Source organism: Xanthomonas cissicola, assembly GCF_008801575.1.
In the GTDB taxonomy this organism is placed as follows: domain Bacteria; phylum Pseudomonadota; class Gammaproteobacteria; order Xanthomonadales; family Xanthomonadaceae; genus Xanthomonas; species Xanthomonas cissicola.
Map to the genome: position 1 here is coordinate 114484 of NZ_VZPL01000005.1, position 23875 is coordinate 138358.

Here is a 23875-nt window from a genome sequence, read left to right on the forward strand (position 1 = left end):
CCGCCGGCCGAGGCCGGAGGCAGCGGAAAAGGGATTGCGCCAATTATACGGGCAAGTGGCTTGGGTCGCGGCAGCGCCCCGGCAGTTAAACGGCACCTTACTTTCGACCTGAATAGGCTTTTTCGTAATCGATTCCAGCAAGAATGCGTTAAGGCGGTCCGTCCCTTAATGAAATTACGACACCGCGAACAGGAACCGTCATGAACCGCAAACGCATCGTTACCGTTGTGCTTTCCTCCATCCTGGCGCTGGGTGCCTTCGCACCTGCTGCGTTCGCCGGGGATTGGGACCGCGACCACGATCGGCGCGGCCATGATCGCCACCATGGCCCCGACCATCGAAGGGACTGGCGCGACGACCGCCGTGACGACCGTCGCGAGTGGCGCCAGGACCGCCGCTACTACAGCAATGGCTATCGCGAGGGCTACCGCGATGCCCGCTACCAGGACCGCCGCTACGACCGCAATCGCGTCTACGTCTACGACCGCCCCGCGTACTACCGCGCCGGCCCGCCGCCGCGTCCGTACTGGGCCCGTGGCCAGCGCTACCATGGCCCGGTCTATGTGGTGAACGATTACGACCGCTACGACCTGCGCCGCCCGCCGTACGGCTATCGCTGGCAGCGCGACGACCGCGGCAATCTGCTGTTGGTGGCTATCGCCACCGGCATCATTGCCGACCTGGTGCTCAACAACTAACTCGGCGCGGCCACCGGGTCATTCCCGGCCGCGACCGGCCGTCGGGCCAGTCATCGCACAAAGGCGCATCTCCGGGTGCGCCTTTGTCATGTGCGCAGTACGGGGGCACCGGCCGTGCCGGCTGCGCGGTTGGTCACCCGTGCGGCAGGGGCTTACAATCGGCGACCCTACTGGCAATAGCTGCCCCGGAGCTTCGAATGTTCTCGCGCGATGTCCGACTGGAAACCTACGACCCCGAACTGGCCAAGGCCATCGCTGCTGAAGCCGGCCGCCAGGAGGATCACGTCGAGCTGATCGCCAGCGAAAACTACTGCAGCCCGTTGGTGATGGAAGCGCAGGGCAGCCAGCTGACCAACAAGTACGCCGAAGGCTATCCGGGCAAGCGCTACTACGGCGGCTGCGAGTTCGTGGATATTGCCGAACAACTGGCGATCGAGCGCATCAAGCAGGTATTTGGCGCCGATTACGCGAACGTCCAGCCGCACAGCGGTTCGCAGGCCAATCAGGCGGTGTATCTGGCACTGCTGCAGCCGGCCGACACCATCCTGGGGATGAGCCTGGCGCATGGCGGCCACCTGACCCACGGCGCGAAGGTCAACGTCTCCGGCAAGCTGTTCAACGCGGTGCAGTACGGCGTCAACGAGCAGGGCCTGATCGATTACGACGAGGTCCAGCGCCTGGCGACCGAGCACAAGCCGAAGATGGTGGTGGCCGGTTTCTCTGCGTATTCGCAGAAGATCGACTGGGCCCGCTTCCGCGCCATCGCCGACAGCGTCGGTGCCTACCTGTTCGTGGACATGGCGCACATCGCCGGCCTGGTCGCCGCCGGGGTGTATCCCAGCCCGATGGAACATGCGCACGTGGTCACCTCGACCACGCACAAGACACTGCGTGGCCCGCGTGGCGGCATCATCGTCGCCAAGGGCGCCAGCGAAGAGCTGCAGAAAAAGCTGCAGTCGATCGTGTTCCCCGGCATCCAGGGCGGCCCGCTGATGCATGTCATCGCGGCCAAGGCGGTGGCGTTCAAGGAGGCGCTGGAGCCGGCGTTCAAGACCTATCAGCAACAAGTGGTCAAGAACGCCCAGGCGATGGCCAATACGCTGATCGCGCGCGGCTACAAGATCGTTTCCGGCGGCACCGAGAACCATCTGATGCTGGTGGACATGATCGGTCGCGACGTCTCCGGCAAGGATGCCGAAGCCGCGCTTGGCAAGGCGCACATCACCGTCAACAAGAATTCGGTCCCCAACGACCCGCGCTCGCCGTTCGTCACCTCCGGTCTGCGCCTGGGCACCCCGGCGATCACCACGCGCGGTTACCAGGAACAGGACAGCATCGATCTGGCCAACTGGATCGCCGACGTGCTCGACGCGCCAACCGACGAAGCCGTGCTGGCGAAGGTGCGCGACGCGGTGACTGCGCAGTGCAAGCGCTATCCGGTGTATGGCTGATACGGAATGGGGAATGGGGAGACGAGAATGGTAAAAGCGACGCTGCGATAGCTCTGCTGGCCCGATTCCCTATTCCCCTCTCCCTATTCCCGGACGTCTGATGCATTGCCCCTTCTGCCAGCACAACGACACCCGCGTGATCGATTCGCGGGTGTCCGAAGACGGCACGACGATCCGTCGGCGCCGCGAGTGCGAGGCGTGCGGCGAACGGTTCAGTACGTTGGAAACGATCGAGCTGAAGCTGCCCACCGTGGTCAAGAGCGATGGTGGACGCGAGGCGTTCGATGCACGCAAGCTGCGCACCAGCTTCGACCGCGCGCTGCAAAAGCGGCCGGTGGCCGAAGAGCAGATCGAAGCGGCGGTGCGCGCGGTGGTGCACCAGCTGCGCATGTCCGGCGAGCGCGAAGTGGGTTCGCTGCGGGTAGGCGAATACGTGATGGTGGAGCTGCGCAAGCTCGATCATGTCGGCTATGTGCGCTTTGCCTCGGTGTATCGCAGTTTTCAGGACGTGGCCGACTTCCGCGAGGAAATCGAAAAGCTCGAACGCGAACTGCCGGTCGGCAGCGAACAACTGCCGCTGCTGGAAGCGGCATTGGAACGCGCCGGCAAACCCGGCAAGCGATGAGCGCGATGCGCATCGCCTGCGTTGCGCAAACGCCGCAGTACCTGCCTGCGATTGCGCAAGCGCATCTACAGGCCTTCGGCGCGCTGTTGCCGGAGTGGAACATCGATGAGGCGCTGAGCGAGTTGCGCAGCCATGCGCGCGATGGCGTCATTCCGACGACCTGGGTGGCGCTGGATCAAACGCAGTGGCTGGGCTCGGTGAGCCTGCTCGAAAACGACGACGCACGCATCCGACGATGGTCGCCTTGGTTAGCGTCGTTGTATGTGCAGCCGCAAGCGCGCGGGCAGGGCATCGGGGAGGCGTTGGTGGCGCACTGTGTGCAGGCCGCCGCGCAGCTGGGCGTGCCGCTGCTCTATCTGTATTGCCAGCCGGGATTGGTGCCGTTCTACCAGCGCCTGGGATGGCAGACACATACCGAATTATTGCTGGGCCCGATGCAGATCGTGGTGATGCGCATTGCGCCGGGAGTGGTGACGCAATGAGTGAGGCCGCAACGACCGCCAGTGCCGACGACCATCGCTGGATGGCGCAGGCGTTGCGTCTGGCCGAGCGCGGCGCCTACACCACCCGCCCCAATCCGATGGTGGGCTGCGTGATCGTGCGCGATGGCGTATGCGTGGGCGAGGGCTTTCATCAACGTGCCGGCGGCCCGCATGCCGAAGTCTTCGCGCTGCGTGCAGCGGGTGAGTTGGCGCGCGGTGCCACCGCGTATGTGACGCTGGAGCCATGCGCGCATTACGGACGCACGCCGCCGTGTGCGCTGGCTTTGATCGAGGCAGGCGTCAGACGTGTGGTCGCGGCGATGGCCGACCCGTTTCCGCAGGTCAATGGCGGCGGTTTCGCGTTGCTGCGCGAGGCAGGGATCGAAGTGCTGAGCGGCGTGATGCAGGCGCAGGCGCGCACGCTTAACCGGGGATTTCTATCGCGGGTGGAGCGTGGGCGGCCGTGGTTGCGGGTCAAACTCGGCGCCAGCCTGGACGGCCGTACCGCGCTGGCCAGCGGCGAATCCAAATGGATCACCAGTGCCGATGCGCGTGCAGATGTGCAGCGCTGGCGCGCACGTGCGGGCGCGGTCCTGACCGGTGCAGGTACGGTGATGGCCGACGACCCATCCATGACGGTGCGGCTGGGCGAGGACACGTCGGTCGTGCCGCCGTTGCGCGTGGTGCTCGATGCCGGGCTGCGGACGTTGGCGTGCAGGAACATTCGTCAGGGCGACGCGCCGACGCTGTATCTGCATGGCGAGGATGTGTCCGCACCTTTGCCGACCGATGCGCAGTTCCTTGCGATGCAGCTGCATGCTGGACGTTTCGATCTGACCGCGGTGCTGGCGCTGCTGGCCGAGCGCGGCATCAACGAAGTCCACGTGGAAGGCGGCGCCACGCTGAGCGGTGCGCTGCTGCAGGCCGGGCTGGTCGACGAACTGCTGGTCTACATGGCCCCGGTGTTGCTGGGCGACACCGCAAAGCCCTTGCTCGCTGGCCTTGGCATCGAAACGATGGCGCAGCGCGCTGCGCTGCAGCTGCTGGATGTGCGCCAGCTGGGCCAGAATCTGCGTCTGCGCTATGCGCCGGTTGTTGCCGGGTGAGCGCTGCATGGGGCGCGCGATGCTGCGCGGCCGTGCCGTTACGCGCATAAAAAAGGCCCCGCATGCGGGGCCTTTTTTTCATGCGCGACGCCGATCAGAAGCTCGCGCGCACGCCGACCTTGTACTGGTTGGCGTCGTCGACGAACTGCGCTTCGGCGACCAGGCCCCAGGTGCGGGTGAAGTTGACCTGGCCACCCAGGGTGCCGACGAACTCACCCTTGTCCACGTCGCTACCGTCGATGTAGCCGGCCTTGATCCAGGCTTCGGTGCGCGGCGAAGGCTTGCCGCGCAGACCCAGGTTGGCGAAGCCCAGGTTGCTCGAATCCGACGCATCGTCGACCGAACGGCCGCGCAGGCGCAGGTCGGATTCGACCTTGGCGCGCAACACGCTGATGTCGGCGGTGAACTCGACGCGCTCGGTCATTTCCTGGCGGTACCCAATACCCAACGTGGCCTGCTGCAGCGTGCCTTCGAGCACGAAGCCGCCACCGAGGGTGTAATCCTTGTTGGCGCGCTCATAGCTGGCCAACAGGTAGACCGGCTGGGCAATCTGCCAGGAACCGCGGATGTAGCCGCCGTCGATATCGTCCGAATCGCCGTTGACGCTGATTTCGGTACGGTTCCAGCCACCTTCGACATAAGTGTAGCTCAGGCCTTCCGCAGACGCGGCAAACGGTGCGGCCGCCAGCAGCGCAGCCAGAATCAGGGTCTTACGCATTGGATGTCTCTCTCCGAATTGATGTCCGTGTCTCCACCCCGTTGCGAGGTGGAAAAGAACGACGTCTCCCGTCGCGGCGCGTAAATTAACAGATCCTTCACAATCCTGGCTATGGGGGGATTTCCTGACATGACGCAGTGTCCTGCCAGACTTCTTCCACACTCAGCCTTCGCGCCGATGTGCCCTGTTAAACTTTGCGCGCCGGTTCGCCGGTACTCACGAACGTCTTCAGGGCGGGGTGCGATTCCCCACCGGCGGTAGGCATGCGCAAGCATGCGAGCCCGCGAGCGCTTGCACTCCAGGGTTGAGCGGACTAACGCCAAACCCCTGCTGCGCAAGGTCAGCAGATCCGGTCCGATGCCGGAGCCGACGGTATAGTCCGGATGAAAGAAGACGGCCACCGCACAGCCTTGCGGCTGTGCGCGCGCCTGTTTGCTTTGCCTTGCGGCGTTTTTCGCTCAACTCCTGCGAGAAACGACTAATGTCCATGCACCACTTGCCGCGCTGCGCCGCGGCCTTCCAGCGCTCCACCACGGCAGCCTTGCTGCTGCAAGCGGGGGCACGCTAATGTTCACCGGCATCATCGAAGGCGTCGGCCAGCTGGCCGCGCGACAGCCGCAGGGCGGCGATGTGCGTTTCACCTTCGCCACCGGCACGCTGCCGTTCGAAGCGGTCCAGTTGGGCGAGAGCATCGCGGTCAATGGCGTGTGCCTGACCGTGATCGCGTTCGACGCGGACAGTTTTCAGGCCGATGCCTCGACCGAGACGCTGTCGCTGACCACCCTGGGCGCGTTGCCGGAGGGCGCATTGCTCAATCTGGAACGCGCGATGCGACCCACCGATCGGCTTGGCGGGCACCTGGTCAGCGGACATGTGGATGGCCTGGGCCAGGTGCAGTCGGTCCATGACGATGCGCGTGCGCAGCGCTGGCGGTTTGCCGCGCCGGCGTCGGTGTTGCGCTATGTGGCCAAGAAGGGCTCGATTTGCGTGGACGGCGTGAGCCTCACCGTCAACGACGTAGACGAAGACGGCTTCGAGGTCGCGTTGATTCCGCACACCGTAGCCCACACCGCGTTTGCGCAGACTGCGGTCGGTGCGGCGGTGAACCTGGAAATCGATCTGGTGGCGCGCTACGTCGAACGCCTGCTCGGCACGCGGGGGGCAGCATGAATTTCGCGCCCGTTCCGGAACTGATCGAAGAACTGCGCGCCGGACGCATGGTGGTCATCGTCGATGACGAAGACCGCGAAAACGAAGGCGATCTGATCATGGCCGCCGAGTTGGTGAAGCCGTCGGACATCAACTTCATGGTCACCCACGCGCGCGGGCTGGTGTGCCTGTCGCTGACCCGCGAGCGCTGCGCGCAGCTGGGTCTGGCGCCGATGGTGCGCAACAACACCGCGCAGTTCCAGACCAACTTCACTGTCAGCATCGAAGCGGCCGAAGGGGTGACCACCGGCATTTCGGCCTACGACCGCGCGCACACCGTGCGCACCGCAGTCCGCCCGGATGCCCGGCCACAGGATTTGAGCCAGCCCGGGCATATTTTCCCGTTGATCTCCCAGCCCGGTGGCGTGCTGACCCGCGCCGGCCACACCGAAGCGGCCAGCGATCTGCCGATGCTGGCCGGACTGGAACCGGCCGGTGTGCTGGTGGAAGTGCTCAACCCGGACGGCAGCATGGCGCGTCGCCCGCAGCTGGAAGTGTTCGCGCGCGAGCATGGGCTGAAGATGGGCTCGATCGCCGACCTGATCGCATATCGGCTTGCCAATGAGCACACCGTCGAGCGCGTGGACGAGCGCGAGATCACCACCGAATTCGGTGCGTTCAAGCTGGTGACCTACCGCGACCGCATCGCGCACGACCTGCACTTTGCGCTGTTGCGCGGGCGTGCCGATCCGCAGACGCCGACGCTGGTGCGCGTCCAGGTGGAAAACCCATTGGCCGACCTGCTGCACTGGCAGCGCGATGACTTCGGCGTGGCAGCCACTGATGCCTTGCGCGCGATCGCCGCCGAGGGGCAGGGCGTGATGGTGGTGCTGTCGGCGCCACGCGACAGCGAATCGCTGCTGGCACGGCTGCGCCAGCAGCCCGAAGCCGCCGCCAATGCCAAGGACGTGAGTCAGTGGCGGCGCAACGGCGCCGGTGCGCAGATCCTGGCCGACCTCGGCCTGGGCAAGTTGCGCGTGCTGGGCACCCCCCGGCGCCAGGTGGGGTTGGCCGGATTCGGGCTGGAGGTGGTCGAGTATTTGGAGTGCCATGCCGGTGAAGGCGTGCGCTCGGTGCCGCCGTCTGCCGTTCCCTGAGATGGCTGCGAGCGGTTGCCGCAATCACTTGGCCGGTCGCGGTGGTCTCGACTGTTGCGTTGCTGACGGCGCGCAGCTGTCAGCAACGCGGTGCGTGTGCCGGCAACGCAGTGGCCTGGTGTCGCTACCAATCCAGCCATGGCCTGCGCTGGCTGGCTGTGCAGGCGCAAGAGCCTGGTGGCGCTGGGCGATGTCCTCAATAACTTCGGCCGATTGCCATGGCCTGTGTTGTTGACGCGCATGGCTGGGTCTGCTTTGGCCGACCCGGCCCACACGCGTCGGCCAGGCCTGGGCCCGGCAGCTGTTAAACTTCCCGCCCCCTCGAGTTGCCGACCCGCATGACCCACTACGAAGGCGATCTTCGCCCCACCACCGCGCGCTTTGCGATCATCGCCAGCCGCTGGAATGCCCGTATCACCGACGTGCTGGTTGCCGGCGCGCGCCAGAGCCTGGCCGGCAACGGCATCGGCGAAGACGCCATCGACGTGATCCGCGTGCCGGGCGCCTGGGAGATCCCGATCGCCGCCAATCGCGTAGCGCAGTCCGGTCAGCACGGCGCGATCATCGCGCTGGGCTGCGTGATTCGTGGCGATACCCGCCATTACGAGCACGTGGCCGACCTGTGTGCCGAAGGCCTGATGAGCGTGCAGTTGCAGACCGGCGTGCCGGTGCTCAATGGCGTGCTGGCGGTCGAACGCGTGGAAGATGCCGAAGCCCGTGCTGGCGGCAGCCACGGCAATAAGGGCGAGGAATGCGCGCTTGCAGCGCTGGAACTGGTGAATTTGATGGAGTTGCTGCCATGAGCAAGCCCGGTGGGCATTCGCGCCACGGCCGTCGCGACGGCATCGACCCGGTGCTGCGGTCGCGCGCACGTCGGCGCGCCTTGCAGGCGGTCTATGCCTGGCAGATCTCCGGCGGTTTCGCCAAGCAGGTGATCGCGCAGTTCGCGCACGAGCAGGCGCACGAAGTGGCCGATCTGGCGTACTTCGAGAACCTGGTGGAAGGCGTGCTGAGCAATCGCGCCGAGCTGGATACCGCGCTGACGCCGTACCTGGATCGCAGCGTGGAAGAGGTCGATGCGATCGAACGCGCCGTGCTGCGCCTGGCCGCCTACGAATTGCTGTACCGCCAGGATGTGCCGTACCGCGTGGTGATCAACGAAGCGATCGAAACCGCCAAGCGCTTCGGCTCCGAGCACGGCCACACCTACGTCAACGGGGTACTGGGCCGCGCCGCGGTGGAGTGGCGCAAGGTGGAGTCGGGCGCCAGCGGCGCCTGAGCGCCGCGGGAAATGGGGAGTCGGGAATGGGGAATCGTAAGAGCACCGTTTCCGATACCTGCTGAGGCGCTTTTGCGATTCCCGATTCCCTTTTCCCGATTTCCGTCGCCATGCCCGAATTCGATCTAATTGCCCGTCTGGGTGCGCGCATTGCAGCGCGTGCCGATGTGCCGTTGGGCATTGGCGACGATGCAGCATTGCTGCAGCCGCCGGCCGGCGAGCAGTTGGCGATCACCGCCGATACGCTCAATGCCGGCGTGCATTTTCCGCATGAGACGCGCGCTGACGATCTGGGCTGGAAGACGCTGGCTGTCAATCTCTCCGATCTGGCGGCGATGGGCGCGCAACCGCGTTGGTGCACCTTGTCGTTGTCGTTGCCGCACGACGATGCGGCATGGGTGGATGGGTTTGCTGATGGCTTCTTCGCGCTGGCTGATGCACACGACATCGTGCTGGTCGGTGGCGACACCACGCGCGGGCCGTTGTCGTGCGCGGTGACTGCGATCGGCAGCCTGCCGCCTGGCGCAGCATTGCGGCGCGATGGTGCGCGCGTTGGCGATGACGTGTGGGTAACCGGTGCGCCGGGTGAAGCCGCCGCCGCGTTGGCGTTGTGGCAGGCCGGCCAGCTGGATGTGACCTGCGCGGCTGCCGACCCGTTGCACGAGCGCTGGCGCGGCCGCCTGCTGCGTCCGCAGCCCCGTGTGCAGGCGGGGCTGCGCCTGCGCGGGCTTGCGCATGCCTGCGTGGACATTTCCGACGGTCTGCTGGCCGATCTGGGACATCTATGCGAACGCAGCGGCGTGGGGGCGCGCCTGTTGCTTGCGGCCTTACCGGCGCTGCCGCGCAGTGCCGGAATCGACGTGGTGCAATGCCTTGGCTGGCAACTCGGCGGTGGCGACGATTACGAGTTGTGTTTCACCGCCGCGCCGCAGCATCGCGATGCCGTGGCGCAGGCAATGGAATTTGCACAGGTGGCTGCAACCCGCATCGGCCAGATTGTCGCCGCGCCCGGTGTGGTGGTGCACGACGCCGAAGGCAACCCCTGGCACCCACCGCAGCGCGGGTACCAGCATTTCGTCGGTTGAGGCGTGGGGTTGGAGCGTGCAGCGGATGTGGGCGGTGTCGGTGCACTGCGCTGAGACGATGCTGCTGCGCTGATCGCTGAGCGCTGATCGCTGGGTGCGTATGGGCGCGGCGGTGGCGCCTTCTGTGAAGTTGGGTGGAGCGCATTGGGAACGACGGGTGCTGCCAGCGCCCTCATCCGCCCTTCGGGCACCTTCTCCCGCAAGCGGGCGAAGGTCGCAAGCCGGTCTGCCTGACCGCTCCTGAGCCGGCGGACCCGCACACGCACTTTAACCGATCCCGCATCCCGGCCCTTGAGCCATACCGTACCGTCTGGTACGTTCGCCACGTTCTCCCCCCCAACCACGGATGTATCGCAGTTGCCGCTGGGCCATCCCGGCCCGGCTTTGCGTGGGAGACAGCAGCATGAGCAAGCGTTGGATCGGGAGCATCGCCGTACTGGCGTTGCTGTTGGCATCGGCATCGGCGTCGGCCGTGGCGGGCGCCTTCAGCAAGACCTATGAACGCATTCCAGGCTGGGACGGCGCCCAAATGGGCGCATTGGTGCTGGTGCCGCAAGGGCAGGGCGCCGGGCCGTTTCCGCTGATCGTGATGCCGGCCAGCTGGTCGCTGCCCAATCTGGAATATCTGGGGCGCGCCACCCAACTGGCCAGCGACGGCTACGTGGTGGTCAGCTATACCTCGCGTGGATTCTGGGATTCGGCTGGGCAGATCGATATCGCCGGGCCGGACACGGTGGAAGACGTCAGTGCGGTGATCGACTGGGCATTGGCGCATACACCGGCCAATCCCAATGCGATCGGCGCGTCGGGCATCTCGTACGGCGCAGGCATCAGCCTGCTGGCGGCCGAGCGCGACCCGCGTATCAAGGCGGTGGCCGCGCTCAGCGGTTGGGCCGATCTGGAAGCCTCGCTGTATTCCAATCGCACGGTGAGCCAGCAGGGCGTGGGACTGCTGGTGAGTGCGGGCGCACTGACCGGCCGGGCCGGCCCGGATCTGGCGCAGATTGGCGCACGCGTGGCGCAAGGCGATTACGACGGCGCGGTGCAGGGCTTCCTGCCGCAGGCCGCCTCGCGCAGCCCCTCGACCGATGTGGCAGCGCTCAATGCGCGTGGTGCCGCGGTCCTGTTGGGTAACGCCTTCAACGACGGATTGTTTCCGCCCAATCAGACCACTGCGTTCTTCAACCAGTTGCGTGGCCCCAAACAACTGCTGCTCAGCCAGGGCGATCACGCCACCGCAGAGCTGCCCGGCGCATTGGGTTTACCGAATGAGATCTATACCGCGACCACGCGCTGGTTCGATCGCCATCTCAAGCAGCTTCGCAACGGCGTGGATGCAGAAGCGCCAGTGCGGCTATCGCCACGTGCGGGCCAATGGCTGGACTATCCGGACTGGGCATCGGTCCAACAGGCCACGACACAGCTTGGTCTGTCCGCACCAGCAGGGTTGCTGAGCCCCACTGGTGGATTGACCGGAGGGACGGCGAGCGGTTGGCAATGGCGCATCGCCACCGACGTGCCGACCGTGGCCGATTCCGGGGTGGTGCTGGTCAGCGGTTTGCTGCAAGGCATCGGCCTGCCGGTGAGCACCTCCATTCCGCTGGTCAACCGCGCCGCCGCCGCAGTGTGGGTCGGCTCGCCATCGAACGGCACCCGGCGCCTGGCCGGTCGCCCGTCGCTACGCGTCACAGTGGTGCCCAGTCAGTCCAACGTCAGCCTTTTCGCGTATCTCTACTGCATGGATGCGCTGGGCGTGGCGAAACTGATTACGCATGCGCCGTATTCGTTGCGCAATGCCACATCGGGGCGCGCAGTCACGCTGGACTGGCTACTGCAGGCGGCGGCAACCGAGATTCCCGCAGGGCAGCGATTGGTCTTGGTGATCGACACCCGCGACGCGCGCTATACCGATGCCAGCGAGGGCGGTGGCACGGTGACATTCACCTCGCCAGTTGCAGCGCCGTCCGTGTTGAACGTGCCGCTGCGGTAGGGCGGCACGCCGCATCTGCATCGATCCCAGGTCGCCCGCCGCAGTACTAGCGAGCAGCGGCGGATGCAGGCCATCCGCAGAACCCACATCTGCACCTGTCACGTCGCGTTCGTTCAGGCGAACGCGATTTCTGACAGTGCGCGCACACACGATGCCGCTTTCGGGAAAGTAAGCACGAAGCCTAACTCGATGCCGCTGCTGCGGCACACCGCAGGAGACCCGAGATGCCGATCAACCGAACCGGCCTGCCGCATGCTGTGGCGTCGACCAGCCAAACGCAGGAGGCGTTGACGTCACAGGCTTCGGAGAGCCAAGGAATCCTCGCCCCAGGCGCAGTGCCAACCCAGCGTGCCGAGACCTTCGACGGACTTTCTGCGCTGCCGAATGATCTCCGCCGCGAGATTGTGCAGCGGTGCTGACCACGCAGCCTCGTGCGCCTGGGTAGCGTCTCGCGGCAGATGGCGGAAGACACCAGCGGGATGCGAGCGTTCCTGACCGCGCGGCCGCGCTATGACCCGAGCTTGGAGTTCGGGGCCGTCTATAGTGCAGAAAGCATGCGCGTCGCCCTGGACGAGGTGACGCATTTCCCCTACCCGGACGATGAGGATCGCAGCGAGCAGATATTGCGCGGATACGGAAGGCGTGCGGCGCGGATTCCATCATTGCCGCAGGCGCAGCGATTTGAGGCGTTTACTGCGGTGTTGAATCACGCCACCCGCTATTCCGGGAATATGGCATTTCGCGTGGTGGCGCGCTTGATGGATGACCTGGGATGCTTGCCCGAGGACCTGCGCGCGCTCGCCTTGCATGCAATCTTGCCCAGTTTGATTGCCACGCGAAGGCAAGCGCTGCAGGCTGCTGCCGGAGCAGCGCACGGTGGCCATATGGGGGCAGTAGCAGAGGCTGATGCAGGGGGGCGTGCAAGGTGATGCTGAGCCAGGAGCGCAAGGCGCCGTGGCCCCGGTCCAGGGCGGCGCTGCCGGAGGCATTGGCGGAGCACTTCCGTTTCATTTGCTGGCATCGGCGATCAGGCAGCTGCCCGAGGAGGCAGTCAACCTGGCGATCACCGAGGCTGCCGCGCTCCAGACCGGCCCCCGCCTGTTGGCGGAGGTGACCCTGCGCCTGCATCTTGTCGGATTGGAGCCGATCCATCGATTCCAGCAGGCGTATGCGCAGCTTGCCGAGCACCTCGCGCGTTCGGGCGATGGAGCCGAAGCCTTGACCCACTTGGTGGCCTTGTTGAACAGACTGCCCAATCCGGGAGTGCGCCAAGCCGCCTTCAGGGAATTGACGCGAGCCGTGCATGCATTGGACAGCACCGAGAGTGGCGCCGCGGTGTTGAGGCGGTTGGCTGGGGCGTTGCCACACCAGCCTGCCGCGGTGCGTTATCTATGCAGCCTGGATGTGCTTGCAGCGGCAGGGAGCCTCTTCCCGAGCGAGCAGATACCGGTCATCGCCGCCGTCCGTGCGCAGGCTGCTGCGATCCCGAACCAGGCCGCTGAACTCATCGCCAGATGCGATGACGCGATCGCCACGGCCAGCATGATGCTTGCGACTGTGTCGCGCAGGTATCTGGACATGTGAGCACTGTTTGATTGAGTGTGGTGTGGTCACACCAGCGGACGCGCATCCGCCTGGCGCCACCCTGTCCGGCGCGACCCTAGAGCAGATGGGGCTTCACCGTATGGCTGCCATCTGCGCGCCGCCGGGCCCGCGCAGTCGGGGAACCAGCAGTCGGAGCACCCAGAGGGTTATCTGGTTGAGGCGCACGGCTGCTCTGCGCATTTTATGCGGACTTTACGTCGCGCCCGCGGCAGGTCCATAGCGACTTTACGCGGCCCAGGCAGAGACTGCGCAGGTTGGCGGAGCGGTTCCGCCGTGGACGATTCCGATGCATCCCTTGACCTGTCTGCTCCATCGGCGCTGCGCGCACGGTGCGGCAGCGCTTTGCCATGTTGGCACGCATACGCCACCTACGTTGTTGCACATCGCATTGATCGCGCCGCCGTGCGCGCAGATGGGGGAGTGACCGACATGCCTGGCTGGTTGTCCCTGTTGTGCGGCGTGGCCGTACTCGTTGCTGCTGCGTACCTGCTGTACGTGGTGCTGCGGCCCGAAGACTTCTGATCCGAGTGCGCTCCAATGACTGAAACTTTTCTTGTGTACGCGCTGGCCATCGCGCTGGCGTGGCCCCTGGGCCGTTACATGGCCGCGGTGATGCGCGGCGCACCGATGCGTGGCGATGCGCTGTTCGGCTGGATCGAGCGGCCGTTGTACGCACTGCTCGGCACGCGCCCGCAGCAGGGCATGTCGTGGCGCGGCTACAGCATGGCCTTTCTGCTCAGCAACCTTGTCGTTGGTTTGTTGACCTGGGTGGTGTTCATGACCCAGGCATGGCTGCCGTTCAACCCGGATGCCATCCCCAACATGCGTTGGGATACCGCGCTGCACACCATGGTGTCGTTCGTCACCAATACCAATCAGCAGCATTATTCCGGCCAGGCGCAGTTGTCGTATCTGGCGCAGATGACCGGCATCGTCGGCCTGCAGGTGGTGACGCCGATGATGGGATTGGCATTGGCGGTTGCGACGCTGCGCGCCTTGTTCGGTGGGCGCGCAGCCACACAAGCGTCGATTGCTGCACCGATTCTGGACACGACGGCTGTGGCGGAGATTTCGGAGCCGGAAGTGTCGCGTCAGGGACGCCAACACACGGGTTCCGGCCTGGAAGCGCTGCCTGAAGCCGACGTCGGCAACTATTGGGCCGACGTGATCCGCTCCAGCGTACGCGTGTTGTTGCCGCTGTGCCTGCTGTGGGCCGTGCTGCTCGGCTGGCAGGGCGTGCCGTCGACCTTGCAGGGCGCGGCCACCGCGACGCCGTTGGATGGCAGCGCGGGCATGCCCAAGCAGACCATTGCGGTGGGCCCGGTTGCGGCGATGGTGGCGGTGAAACAGCTCGGCACCAACGGCGGTGGCTGGTATGGCCCCAACAGTTCAGTGGCGCTGGAAAACCCCACACCGTTGAGCAATCTGCTCGAAACCCTCGCCTTGGTCTTGCTGCCGATGAGCGTGGTGTTCATGGTCGGCTATCTGACCGGGCGCAAGCGACTTACGGCGTTGGTGTTCGGCACGATGTTGACGATGTCCGCCGCATCCACCGCGCTCTTGCTGTGGTCCGAAGCGCACTCGGCCACCGCAAGCTCGCCGGCACTGATGGAAGGCAAGGAAGTGCGCATCGGTGCGGACGCCTCGGCATTGTGGGCGGCGTTGACCACGCAGACCTCCAATGGCTCGGTCAATGCGATGCACGATTCGTTGGCGCCGTTGAGTGGCCTGGTCACGTTGGTCGACATGCTGATCAACGCCATCTGGGGCGGCATCGGCTGCGGCCTGCAGCAGTTCGTGGTGTATCTGTTGCTGAGCGTGTTTCTGGCCGGCTTGATGACCGGACGCACGCCGGAGTTGTTCGGCCGCAAGATCGAATCGCGCGAAGTGCAGTTGCTGGCGCTGTTGATCCTGCTGCAGCCGCTGGTGGTGCTGGGCTTTACCGCAGTGGCGCTGGCAGTCCCGGCATTGACTGCCAATTCCAACCCCGGCTTCCACGGCATCAGCCAGGTGTTCTACGAGTACACCTCTGCGTTCGCCAACAATGGCTCGGGTTTCGAAGGCCTGGGCGATGCCACGTACTGGTGGAATCTGAGCTGTTCGGTGGTGCTGGCGCTGGGACGGTATCCGGCGTTGATCCTGCCGTTGATGGTGGCCGCACGCATGGCAGTGAAGCGGCGTGCACCGGAGTCCGCCGGCAGCCTGCAGGTCGAAACGCCCACCTTTGCGCTGACCCTGATGGCGATCGTGATCGTGCTGACCGTGCTGCAGTTCATGCCGGCACTGGTGCTGGGTCCCATCGCTGAACACCTCGCCCTGGCGGCGTCCTGAGAGTTTTGAGCAATGTCTACGATCGATACGACTGAAAAACGCGAGCGCGGTGACGCAGCGTTGTTCGATGCCGCCGTGCTGGTTGCGGCGATGCGCGCGGCGTTCGCCAAGTTGGCGCCGCGGCATCTGCTGCGCAGCCCGGTGATGGCGGTGGTGATGGGCGGCACGGTGCTGGCAGCGGTGATCACCGCCAGCGGGCACTCGCATGCCGGCTTCGGCTGGGCGGTGACGGCGATTCTGTTCGTCACCGTGTTGTTCGGCAATTTTGCCGAAGCCATTGCCGAAGCGCGTGGGCGTGGGCAGGCCGCCTCGTTGCGGCGTGCACGCAAGGACCTGGTGGCACGCAGGGTGGAAACCGCACTCGGTGGCCGCGAAACGCGCGTGCCGGCAGCGGAGTTGCGCCCGGGCGATTACGTCATGGTGTCCGAAGGCGAATTCGTGCCGGCCGATGGCGAGATCGTACGGGGTGTTGCCACCATCAACGAAGCGGCGGTGACCGGCGAATCGGCGCCGGTGCTGCGCGAGGCCGGCACCGATCGCAGCGGCGTCATCGGTGGCACCCGCGTGCTCTCCGACGAGATCGTATTCAAGGTCACCGCCGAGCCGGGGCACAGCTTTCTCGATCGCATGATCGCGTTGGTGGAAGGCGCCAACCGGCAAAAGACGCCGAACGAAATTGCGCTGACCTTGTTGCTGGCAGCGATGACGCTGACGTTTTTGATCGTGGTGGCATCGTTGCCGGCGATCGCGGGCTTTGTCGGCGTCACGCTGGATCCGCTGCTGCTGATCGCGTTGCTGGTGTGCCTGATCCCGACCACCATCGGCGGGCTGTTGCCGGCCATTGGTATCGCTGGCATGAACCGCGCGCTGTCGGCCAATGTGTTGGCCAAATCCGGCAAGGCCGTGGAAGTGGCCGGCGACGTGGATGTGCTGCTGCTCGACAAGACCGGCACCATTACCTACGGCGACCGCCAGGCCACCGCGTTCCATCCGCTGGCCGGCGTCGACCGCGCGCAATTGCGCGATGCGGCCATGCTCGCCTCGCTGGCCGACCCGACGCCGGAAGGGAAATCCATCGTCAAGCTGGCGCGTCAGCAAGGTGCCATCGCAGTGGAGGCGGAGGGTGGGGATTTCATCGCGTTCACCGCGCAGACGCGTATGTCCGGCGTGGATATCGGCGGGCGCAGCATCCGCAAGGGCGCCGGCGATTCGATCGTGGCGTATGTGCAGGCGCAGGGCGCGACGGTCTCGCCGGAATTGCAGGGCCGCATCGAAGAAGTCGCACGTGGCGGTGCCACACCGTTGGTGGTGGCCGAAGGCCGTCATGTGCTCGGTGTGGTCGAGTTGAGCGACGTGGTCAAGCAGGGCATCAAGGAAAAGTTCGCGCAGTTGCGTGCGATGGGCATCAAGACGGTGATGATCACCGGCGACAACCCGCTCACCGCAGCTGCGATCGCTGCCGAAGCCGGCGTGGACGACTACATCGCCCAGGCTCGCCCGGAAGACAAGCTGGCACGCATCCGTGCCGAACAGACGGGCGGGCGACTGGTGGCGATGGTCGGCGACGGCACCAACGATGCCCCGGCGCTCGCGCAGGCCGACGTGGGCCTGGCAATGAACTCCGGCACGCAGGCGGCCAAGGAAGCCGGCAACATGGTGGATCTGGATTCGGATCCGGCCAAGCTGCTGGCGGTGGTGGAAGTGGGCAAGCAGCAGCTGATCACGCGTGGCGCGTTGACCACCTTCTCGCTGGCCAACGACGTTTCCAAGTATTTCGCGATCCTGCCGGCGCTGTTTGCTGCCGCCATCCCGTCGATGGCAGCGCTCAACGTGATGCAGCTCTCCAGCCCGCGCCATGCGGTGCTGGCGGCGCTGATCTTCAATGCGTTGATCATTCCGGCCTTGATTCCGCTGGCGTTGCGCGGGGTGCGTTTTCGTCCCTCCAGCGCCACCGCGCTGTTGCGCCGGAACATGCTGATCTACGGCGTGGGTGGCGTGTTGCTGCCGTTCGCTGCGATCAAAGCGATCGATCTGGCGCTGGTTGCCGTCCTCGGTGCCTGAGCCACGCGTGATGCCCCTTTCTTCGTCCTGGAACATGTCCATGTCTTCTTCCTTGCCGTTACGCGACGACGGCGTCCTGCGCGGTTCGCTGGTGCTCGCGGTGTTCACCTTGTTCGGGTTGGGCCTGGCCTACTCGCTGATCGCCACCGGCATCACCGGTGCGCTGTTCTCCGAGCAGGCCACCGGGTCGCTGATGCGCGTCGATGCGCGCGTGGTTGGTTCGGCCTTGGTGGCCCAGCCGTTTACCGATGCGCGCTATTTCCAGCCGCGTCCGTCGGCCGCCAAGTACGATCTCACCGCCGCGGCCGGCAGCAACCAGGCCCGCTCCAATCCCGATTTGCTGGCCCGCATCGCCACCACGCGTGCGCAAGTGGCCGCACGCGACGGCATCGCCCCTGAGGCCGTACCGGGCGAGCTGCTGACCCAATCCGGCAGCGGCCTGGACCCGCACCTGAGCCCGGCCGGCGCCCAGGTGCAGATCCGCCGCGTGGCCGCCGCACGCGGCTGGCCCGAGCAACGCGTTGCCGCCCTGGTGCAGGCGACCACCGAAGCACCCCAGTTCGGACTGCTTGGGCAGCCGCGGGTGAATGTGTTGGCGTTGAATCTGGCGCTTGATCAAGCTGGGAATGGGGAGTTGGGAAGGGGAAATGGTGTGAAGCAAGCGCACTAGGAACACTCAGCTGTACGCTCTGCGATTCCCGATTCCCGATTCCCGATTCCCGATGAACGACGCCCGCACCCAGCAAGCCGATGCCCTGATCGGCGAATTACAGCGCGAACACGGTGGTCGGTTGACGGTGTTCCTGGGCGCCGCGCCCGGGGTCGGCAAGACCTACGCCATGTTGTCGCGGGCGCGCGAGCGCCTGCGCCAGGGCATGGATGTGGTGGCCGGCGTGGTGGAAACGCACGGGCGCAGCGAAACCGCGGCGTTGCTGGAAGGCTTGCCGCTGCTGTCGCGCGCCCGCGTGAGTTACCAGGGCCGCATGCTGGAAGAACTCGACCTGGATGCATTGCTGGCACGCAAGCCGCGGCTGGCCCTGATCGACGAGCTGGCGCACCGCAACGTGCCCGGCAGCCGCCATGAGCGGCGCTGGCAAGACATCGTGGAGTTGCTCGATGCCGGGATCGACGTCTACACCACGGTCAACATCCAGCACCTGGAAAGCCTTAACGACATCGTGCTGCGCATCACCGGCGTGCGCGTGTCCGAGACCGTGCCCGATGCCGTGTTCGACCGCCTGCGCGACATCGTGCTGGTGGACCTGCCGCCACGCGAACTGATCGAGCGCCTGCAGCAGGGCAAGGTGTATTTGCCCGAGCAGGCCACGCAGGCATTGCAGGCGTTTTTCTCGCCTTCCAACCTCACCGCCTTGCGCGAGCTGGCGATGCAGACCGCTGCCGACCGCGTCGACAGCGATCTGCGCGATACCCAGGCCGCGCGCGGCCTGCCTGGCACCGCCGCGTTGCGACGCCGCGTGGTGGTGGCCATCGATGGCCGCGGCAGCTCGGATTATCTGGTGCGCGTGGCGCGGCGTCTGTCGGAGCGGCGCGATGCACCGTGGACGGTGGTCACCGTGCAGACCCGCACCGTGACTGATGCAGCCTGGCAGCTGGAAATCGATCGCGCATTCGCGCTCGCCCATCGCCTCGGTGGCGACACCGCGCTGCTGCATGGCGCCAATGTGGCCGATGCCTTGCTGGATTTCGCCTCGCAGAACGGCATCTCCACCCTGGTGCTGGGGCGCACCCGCGAGCGCCCGCTGGCGCGCATGTTCAACCGCACGCTGACCCAGCAATTGCTGCAACGTGGCGCGCATTACGAACTGGTGATCGTCAGCTCCGCCGATGCGCGCGCACGTGCGCGCCAACGCTGGCGCAACCCGCGCCAATGGCTGCAGCGCTACGACATGGCGTTCGCTGCGATCGCGGCCGCTGGTGCGGTGGGGGTGGCGTGGTTGCTGCAGCGCTGGACCGATATCGACGACCTGTCGATGGTGTTCATCGTCGCAGTGGTGCTGGTGGCTTCGCGCACGCGCATGGCCGCTGCGGTGGTTGCCGCATTGCTGAGTTTTGTCGCCTACAACTTCTTCTTCATCGAGCCGCGTTTCACCTTGCAGATCAGCGCGCGCCAGGGCGTGGTGACGGTGTGCATGTTCCTGATCGCCGCGCTGGTCGCCGGCCGGCTGGCCTCGCGTTTGCGCAGCCAGGTCCTGGCCTTGCGCGCGGCCAATGCGCATGCCAACGCCTTGCAGGCGCTGGCCCGCCAGCTCAGCACCGCCGCCGATCTGGGGCAGGTGCTGGAAGCCGGCCGTCGGGCGCTGACCACTGCGCTGGATGCCGAGGTCTGGCTACGCCTGGAGCAGCGCGAAAGCGACGCACCCGCCAGCTTCGGTGCGCTAGATCGCAGCGCCGCCGATTGGACCCAGCGCCACGGCCAACCGGCCGGCCGTTTCACCGATACCTTGGCCGGGGCGCAGTGGTGGTGCCTGCCGGTGCGCCACGAGCGCGGCACCCTGGGTGTGGCCGCGCTGCGCTTTCGACAGGCGCTGCAACGGCCCGGCCTGGAACAACGCCGCCTGGCCGAAGCGATGGTGGAAGACATCGGCCAGGCTGCGCTGCGCACGCGCCTGGTCGCCGATCTGGAAGGCGCGCGCGTCAGTGGCGAAACCGAGCGCCTGCGTTCTGCCTTGCTCTCGTCGGTCTCGCACGATCTACGCTCGCCGCTGGCCTCGATGATCGGCTCGGCCAGCAGCCTGGCCAGCTACGGCGATGCGATGGACACGCACGACCGTCACAGTCTGCTCGACACCATCCAGCTCGAAGGCGAGCGGCTGGATCGCTACATCCAGAACCTGCTCGACATGACCCGGCTCGGCCACACCGGCCTGACCTTGAATCGCGACTGGATCGGCGTCGACGAATTGATCGGCTCGGCCGCCCGCCGCCTGCAGCGCTATCAGCCGGAGGTGCGCCTGCAACTGGACCTGGCCGCCGACCTGCCGGCGATCTGGGTGCACCCGGCGCTGGTGGAACAGGCCATCTTCAACGTGCTGGAAAATGCGGCGAAATTTTCGCCAGCCGGCGTGCCGGTGACCGTGCACGCGCAGCTGCGTGCCGGCGCGTTGCAGATCGACATCGGCGACCAGGGGCCGGGCATTCCCGAAGACGAGCGCGCGCGGATCTTCGACATGTTCTACAGCGTGGAGCGCGGCGACCGCGGGCGCAACGGCACCGGCTTGGGTCTTGCCATCTGCCAGGGCATGATCGGCGCGCACGGCGGCAGCGTGGCGGCATTGGCGAGCGCGCATGGTCACGGCACCACCATCCGCATTACGCTGCCGTTGCTCGTTCCCGCCGCGCCACCTCGCCCCGATGCCGACTGACCTCACTGCCATCCCGCCCGCCCGCGTGCTGATCGTCGACGACGAGCCGCAGATCCGCCGTTTCCTCGACATCAGCCTGCGTGCGCAGGGCTATCGTGTGCTGCAGGCCGGCACCGGCGAAGAAGGCCTGGCCTTGCTGGCCGGGCAGGGCGCCGAACTGGTGGTGCTGGACATCGGCCTGCCCGATCGCGATGGGCATGACGTGCTGCGCGAGATCCGCCAGTGGTCCAACGTGCCGGTGATCATGCTCACCGTGCGCGCCGGCGAAACCGAAAAGGTCGCCGCGCTCGATGCCGGCGCCAACGACTACGTCACCAAACCCTTCGGCGTGCAGGAATTGATGGCCCGCATCCGCTCGCTGCTGCGCCAGGCCGGCGCCGGCAGCACGGTGGAAGAAAGCGTGTTCGACGACGGCCGGCTGCATATCCATCTGGGCCTGCGCGAGGTCACCCTGCACGGCGAGGCCGTGCCGCTGAGCCGCAAGGAATACGCCCTGCTCGCACTGCTGCTCAAGCACGCCGGCCGCGTGGTCACCCAACCGCAGTTGCTGCGCGAAGTGTGGGGCCCCACCCACGAGGAAGACACCCATTATCTGCGCATCCTGGTCGGCAAGCTGCGCCAGAAGCTGCAGGACGATGCCGCCGACCCGCATTACATCGTCACCGAACCGGGCGTGGGGTTGCGGTTTATCGGGTAATGCGTTGAGCTCGATCGCCTGCAGGTTGGGTCACCTTCATTCGGTAGGAGTGCACCCGCCTGGCAAGTGGTTGCGAATGGATTGGCGAGCAACTTGGGAACACCAGACCCGTGCCACCATCTATCCGATCACCGGTCCCTGGCGTTGCGGTTCCTGTGTTTGCTCCAGTTGCATTCTCTGCTGCTGAGTTAACTGTTCTTGTTGGAGGTCCAGCCCACGCTGGACCGACACGATCGGGGTATTGATCGCCACCTTGGTTTCCACATGAGCTCGCATGTGCGCAGGGTTGCTAGGACTGCCCTGTACGGCGAAAAGATGATGTCCAGCCTGCAGCGATGGCGTGGCCGTGCTGAGCATTACGTGGTCTACACGCGTGAGGCCGTTTGCCATTGCCTCGGTCGCCAGACATGCGGCCGCCCTATCACTGCGTTCATCTGGTGATCTCCCCAATGATCGGTCCAACGCATGAACGCGTTCTACGCACTGCGCGAATATTGGCGGCAAGGCTGGCGAATCGAGGGTCAGGGGTGCAGGTGGCCCAAAAGGGTGGGCTCCGCGGTGGTAGATCGGGTCGGTTCGTTCTAGTGCTGAAGCCCAAGATCTGCCATTCCAGATATGCATTTCCCCGGAAGGATCAGTCACCGATAAGTGGCCTTGACGATCAACTCTGACCTGAGAGATCTCAGCTCTGGCAAGTTCGTTCGCACCGGCAATCACTAGCGGCGGTCCAGCTGCTTCGGTATCCATCCTTCCAAGAATGCGCGCTCCAATTACTGGATGGCGCAACATGGCATCGAAAAGCTGCAAGCTGGGTTCGCTGTTGAATCCTCTGGCCAAGGCCGGGTTGTTGGCATCCCTGACCTGGGTCCTCCACTCTTCGCTACCTGGTCCACTTCCAAGTTCCAATGCATTGACGAGGCTGACGCCCCTAACTGTCGCGTCGCGCCCGGACGTGATCGCGGCGCGAGCGGCAGGGTTCAGTCCGTTGATTCCCTGGTTTCCGATCCACTCACGGACGCTTTCGGGCGTCATGCCCGTGGACTGCTGGAGGGTGCCGACAAGCAGCTCACCACGGGCTTGGTTCTGGTTGTGAAGTTTGCTGGTGACAGCAACGATCTCAGCGGCTTCGTCCGGGTATGTCCTGTTGAGATCCCGCAGCCATCCTATTTCTGACAAAGGCTGTCCCACAGCCTGCCATTTGCGCTCTACCTGCTGAGCATTCAGATCTTGCACAAACATGCGCCCGTCATCAGATCTGAGAAATTCGTTGAGACGATCCTGTTCTTTAGCGGAAAGGTCGTTACCCACTTGGCCGCGTGTCTGTAGTCGACGTAACAGGCCTGTCTGCTCTGTTTGGGTGAAGCCTTGGTCGGTTAGCGCCCAATCCGAATAATGACGAAGCATCTCCGCAGCAGCTTCACCGCGCCCAGGTTGGCCGAAGTCCCATTGCATGATGCCTACCGACCAGCCCGAGTTACCAGTGCTGTGTTGTAATGCGTATGCAGCACCGAGATTTACCTCGCTGGAGCGTCCGACAGCGTTGTAAGCAAGAACTTCGAAGCTCTGACGGCTGAGCGCATCGTATCTATAAATCTGTGCCATCACTGGACCCTATGGGATGGATTTTGCGAGTTGCTCCAGTTGCTCGATACGTGAGCGTGTGATGCTCATCTTGCATGCTGTCGATAGCGCATCTTGCTCGTTACGAGACATTCCCTGCACCAACGGCTCGGCTTGGCAATAGGTGCCGCGATACGTTCGCCAAGCATTGGCGGATGCCGCGAAGTCCTTTTCAAGGTCGTCGAGATACGCTGGGTCGTCGGCGGTGTAGCTGGCATAGCTTGCCCGTGCCTTGTTGATGATATTTTTTTCGGCTGCAGCCATTTCGTTTTCGATGGTGCGTGCCTGCTGCAGTGCAAGGCAGGTGGAGCCTAAGGAAGCTCTGAACAACGCACCACAGATACGCGACACTACCCGCCTCATCATGTAGAGGATCATCTATGCAGCTGACGTTCGGTGACGCTGAGGGCCTGGGCAAGCGCAAGCAGACCCGGCGCG

20 protein-coding genes, 1 pseudogene and 1 riboswitch are annotated in these 23875 nt (G+C 65.3%); of the genes and pseudogenes, 18 read left to right on the forward strand and 3 right to left on the reverse strand.

Going from position 1 to position 23875, the window contains the following annotated elements:
• The first annotated feature begins 200 nt into the window (after positions 1–200).
• From F7R02_RS03865 to ribD, 5 genes are all read left to right on the forward strand, one after another.
• Positions 201–698: an RcnB family protein gene (locus F7R02_RS03865; protein WP_003490306.1), complete on the forward strand. Its 498-nt coding sequence runs from the start codon at positions 201–203 to the stop codon at positions 696–698.
• A 197-nt stretch (positions 699–895) separates the two neighbouring features.
• Entirely contained in the window at positions 896–2149 is a 1254-nt protein-coding gene (glyA, locus tag F7R02_RS03870) for a serine hydroxymethyltransferase (RefSeq protein WP_078589476.1), read from the forward strand.
• A 100-nt stretch (positions 2150–2249) separates the two neighbouring features.
• Complete coding sequence (gene nrdR, locus F7R02_RS03875; RefSeq protein WP_003490311.1) at positions 2250–2774, forward strand: transcriptional regulator NrdR; 525 nt, start codon at positions 2250–2252, stop codon at positions 2772–2774.
• Positions 2771–3256: a GNAT family N-acetyltransferase gene (locus tag F7R02_RS03880; RefSeq protein WP_016848947.1), complete on the forward strand. Its 486-nt coding sequence runs from the start codon at positions 2771–2773 to the stop codon at positions 3254–3256. The genes nrdR and F7R02_RS03880 overlap by 4 nt, the downstream gene beginning before the upstream one ends.
• Complete coding sequence (gene ribD / locus F7R02_RS03885) at positions 3253–4362, forward strand: bifunctional diaminohydroxyphosphoribosylaminopyrimidine deaminase/5-amino-6-(5-phosphoribosylamino)uracil reductase RibD (RefSeq protein ID WP_078589474.1); 1110 nt, start codon at positions 3253–3255, stop codon at positions 4360–4362. Before F7R02_RS03880 ends, ribD begins: the two co-directional genes overlap by 4 nt.
• A gap of 94 nt (positions 4363–4456) precedes the next feature.
• Here ribD and F7R02_RS03890 read toward each other — a convergent pair whose 3' ends face one another.
• Positions 4457–5080 (reverse strand): hypothetical protein, encoded by a 624-nt coding sequence (locus tag F7R02_RS03890; RefSeq protein WP_005910986.1) that lies wholly within the window; start codon positions 5078–5080, stop codon positions 4457–4459.
• Between the two features lie 220 nt (positions 5081–5300).
• Positions 5301–5479: riboswitch (FMN riboswitch) on the forward strand.
• A 168-nt stretch (positions 5480–5647) separates the two neighbouring features.
• Between F7R02_RS03890 and F7R02_RS03895 the strand changes: the two genes are divergently transcribed.
• The 13 genes and pseudogenes from F7R02_RS03895 to F7R02_RS03960 all read left to right on the forward strand — a co-directional run bounded on the left by F7R02_RS03895 (position 5648) and on the right by F7R02_RS03960 (position 21817).
• Complete coding sequence (locus F7R02_RS03895) at positions 5648–6250, forward strand: riboflavin synthase (RefSeq protein ID WP_033483819.1); 603 nt, start codon at positions 5648–5650, stop codon at positions 6248–6250.
• Complete coding sequence (gene ribB, locus F7R02_RS03900; RefSeq protein WP_003490321.1) at positions 6247–7386, forward strand: 3,4-dihydroxy-2-butanone-4-phosphate synthase; 1140 nt, start codon at positions 6247–6249, stop codon at positions 7384–7386. The genes F7R02_RS03895 and ribB overlap by 4 nt, the downstream gene beginning before the upstream one ends.
• 338 nt (positions 7387–7724) lie before the next feature.
• Positions 7725–8189 (forward strand): 6,7-dimethyl-8-ribityllumazine synthase, encoded by a 465-nt coding sequence (ribH, locus tag F7R02_RS03905; RefSeq protein WP_003490334.1) that lies wholly within the window; start codon positions 7725–7727, stop codon positions 8187–8189.
• Complete coding sequence (gene nusB, locus F7R02_RS03910) at positions 8186–8665, forward strand: transcription antitermination factor NusB (RefSeq protein ID WP_078589472.1); 480 nt, start codon at positions 8186–8188, stop codon at positions 8663–8665. Before ribH ends, nusB begins: the two co-directional genes overlap by 4 nt.
• A 110-nt stretch (positions 8666–8775) precedes the next feature.
• Entirely contained in the window at positions 8776–9750 is a 975-nt protein-coding gene (gene thiL, locus F7R02_RS03915; protein ID WP_033483817.1) for a thiamine-phosphate kinase, read from the forward strand.
• 403 nt (positions 9751–10153) lie between these two features.
• Positions 10154–11740, forward strand: a complete 1587-nt coding sequence (locus F7R02_RS03925) for a CocE/NonD family hydrolase (RefSeq protein WP_078589470.1) — start codon at positions 10154–10156, stop codon at positions 11738–11740.
• Between the two features lie 458 nt (positions 11741–12198).
• Positions 12199–13324, forward strand: a pseudogene (locus F7R02_RS03930) (F-box domain-containing protein).
• Between the two features lie 450 nt (positions 13325–13774).
• Entirely contained in the window at positions 13775–13867 is a 93-nt protein-coding gene (locus F7R02_RS03935) for a potassium-transporting ATPase subunit F (protein WP_005910961.1), read from the forward strand.
• Between the two features lie 15 nt (positions 13868–13882).
• Positions 13883–15676, forward strand: a complete 1794-nt coding sequence (gene kdpA, locus F7R02_RS03940; RefSeq protein WP_078589466.1) for a potassium-transporting ATPase subunit KdpA — start codon at positions 13883–13885, stop codon at positions 15674–15676.
• Between the two features lie 12 nt (positions 15677–15688).
• The gene (gene kdpB, locus F7R02_RS03945) at positions 15689–17737 is read left to right on the forward strand and encodes a potassium-transporting ATPase subunit KdpB (protein ID WP_005910957.1); all 2049 of its coding nucleotides are present in this window, start codon (positions 15689–15691) and stop codon (positions 17735–17737) included.
• 40 nt (positions 17738–17777) lie between these two features.
• The gene (kdpC, locus tag F7R02_RS03950) at positions 17778–18407 is read left to right on the forward strand and encodes a potassium-transporting ATPase subunit KdpC (RefSeq protein ID WP_033483814.1); all 630 of its coding nucleotides are present in this window, start codon (positions 17778–17780) and stop codon (positions 18405–18407) included.
• A gap of 52 nt (positions 18408–18459) precedes the next feature.
• Positions 18460–21120, forward strand: coding sequence for a DUF4118 domain-containing protein (locus F7R02_RS03955; protein WP_078589464.1), 2661 nt, complete (start codon positions 18460–18462; stop codon positions 21118–21120).
• Entirely contained in the window at positions 21110–21817 is a 708-nt protein-coding gene (locus F7R02_RS03960; protein WP_078589462.1) for a response regulator, read from the forward strand. Before F7R02_RS03955 ends, F7R02_RS03960 begins: the two co-directional genes overlap by 11 nt.
• A 120-nt stretch (positions 21818–21937) precedes the next feature.
• Here the strand turns inward: F7R02_RS03960 and F7R02_RS26295 are convergent, their stop codons facing one another.
• Together F7R02_RS26295 and F7R02_RS03970 are read right to left on the reverse strand one after the other, a co-directional pair.
• Positions 21938–23419, reverse strand: a complete 1482-nt coding sequence (locus F7R02_RS26295) for an XVIPCD domain-containing protein (RefSeq protein ID WP_167520959.1) — start codon at positions 23417–23419, stop codon at positions 21938–21940.
• A gap of 9 nt (positions 23420–23428) precedes the next feature.
• Positions 23429–23815 carry a lysozyme inhibitor LprI family protein gene (locus F7R02_RS03970; protein WP_235900886.1) on the reverse strand — a complete coding sequence of 129 codons (387 nt, stop codon included), beginning with the start codon at positions 23813–23815 and terminating at the stop codon, positions 23429–23431.
• Positions 23816–23875 lie beyond the last annotated feature (60 nt).

Coding starts and splice junctions, on each gene's coding strand:
- F7R02_RS03955 (WP_078589464.1), top strand. CDS start 18,460: ATGAACGACGCCCGCACCCAGCAAGCCGATGCCCTGATCGGCGAATTA.
- F7R02_RS03890 (WP_005910986.1), bottom strand. CDS start 5,080: ATGCGTAAGACCCTGATTCTGGCTGCGCTGCTGGCGGCCGCACCGTTT.
- thiL (WP_033483817.1), top strand. CDS start 8,776: ATGCCCGAATTCGATCTAATTGCCCGTCTGGGTGCGCGCATTGCAGCG.
- nusB (WP_078589472.1), top strand. CDS start 8,186: ATGAGCAAGCCCGGTGGGCATTCGCGCCACGGCCGTCGCGACGGCATC.
- F7R02_RS03865 (WP_003490306.1), top strand. CDS start 201: ATGAACCGCAAACGCATCGTTACCGTTGTGCTTTCCTCCATCCTGGCG.
- F7R02_RS26295 (WP_167520959.1), bottom strand. CDS start 23,419: ATGGCACAGATTTATAGATACGATGCGCTCAGCCGTCAGAGCTTCGAA.
- glyA (WP_078589476.1), top strand. CDS start 896: ATGTTCTCGCGCGATGTCCGACTGGAAACCTACGACCCCGAACTGGCC.
- F7R02_RS03925 (WP_078589470.1), top strand. CDS start 10,154: ATGAGCAAGCGTTGGATCGGGAGCATCGCCGTACTGGCGTTGCTGTTG.
- ribH (WP_003490334.1), top strand. CDS start 7,725: ATGACCCACTACGAAGGCGATCTTCGCCCCACCACCGCGCGCTTTGCG.
- kdpC (WP_033483814.1), top strand. CDS start 17,778: ATGTCTTCTTCCTTGCCGTTACGCGACGACGGCGTCCTGCGCGGTTCG.
- ribD (WP_078589474.1), top strand. CDS start 3,253: ATGAGTGAGGCCGCAACGACCGCCAGTGCCGACGACCATCGCTGGATG.
- kdpA (WP_078589466.1), top strand. CDS start 13,883: ATGACTGAAACTTTTCTTGTGTACGCGCTGGCCATCGCGCTGGCGTGG.
- F7R02_RS03935 (WP_005910961.1), top strand. CDS start 13,775: ATGCCTGGCTGGTTGTCCCTGTTGTGCGGCGTGGCCGTACTCGTTGCT.
- F7R02_RS03895 (WP_033483819.1), top strand. CDS start 5,648: ATGTTCACCGGCATCATCGAAGGCGTCGGCCAGCTGGCCGCGCGACAG.
- F7R02_RS03970 (WP_235900886.1), bottom strand. CDS start 23,815: ATGATCCTCTACATGATGAGGCGGGTAGTGTCGCGTATCTGTGGTGCG.
- nrdR (WP_003490311.1), top strand. CDS start 2,250: ATGCATTGCCCCTTCTGCCAGCACAACGACACCCGCGTGATCGATTCG.
- F7R02_RS03960 (WP_078589462.1), top strand. CDS start 21,110: ATGCCGACTGACCTCACTGCCATCCCGCCCGCCCGCGTGCTGATCGTC.
- F7R02_RS03880 (WP_016848947.1), top strand. CDS start 2,771: ATGAGCGCGATGCGCATCGCCTGCGTTGCGCAAACGCCGCAGTACCTG.
- ribB (WP_003490321.1), top strand. CDS start 6,247: ATGAATTTCGCGCCCGTTCCGGAACTGATCGAAGAACTGCGCGCCGGA.
- kdpB (WP_005910957.1), top strand. CDS start 15,689: ATGTCTACGATCGATACGACTGAAAAACGCGAGCGCGGTGACGCAGCG.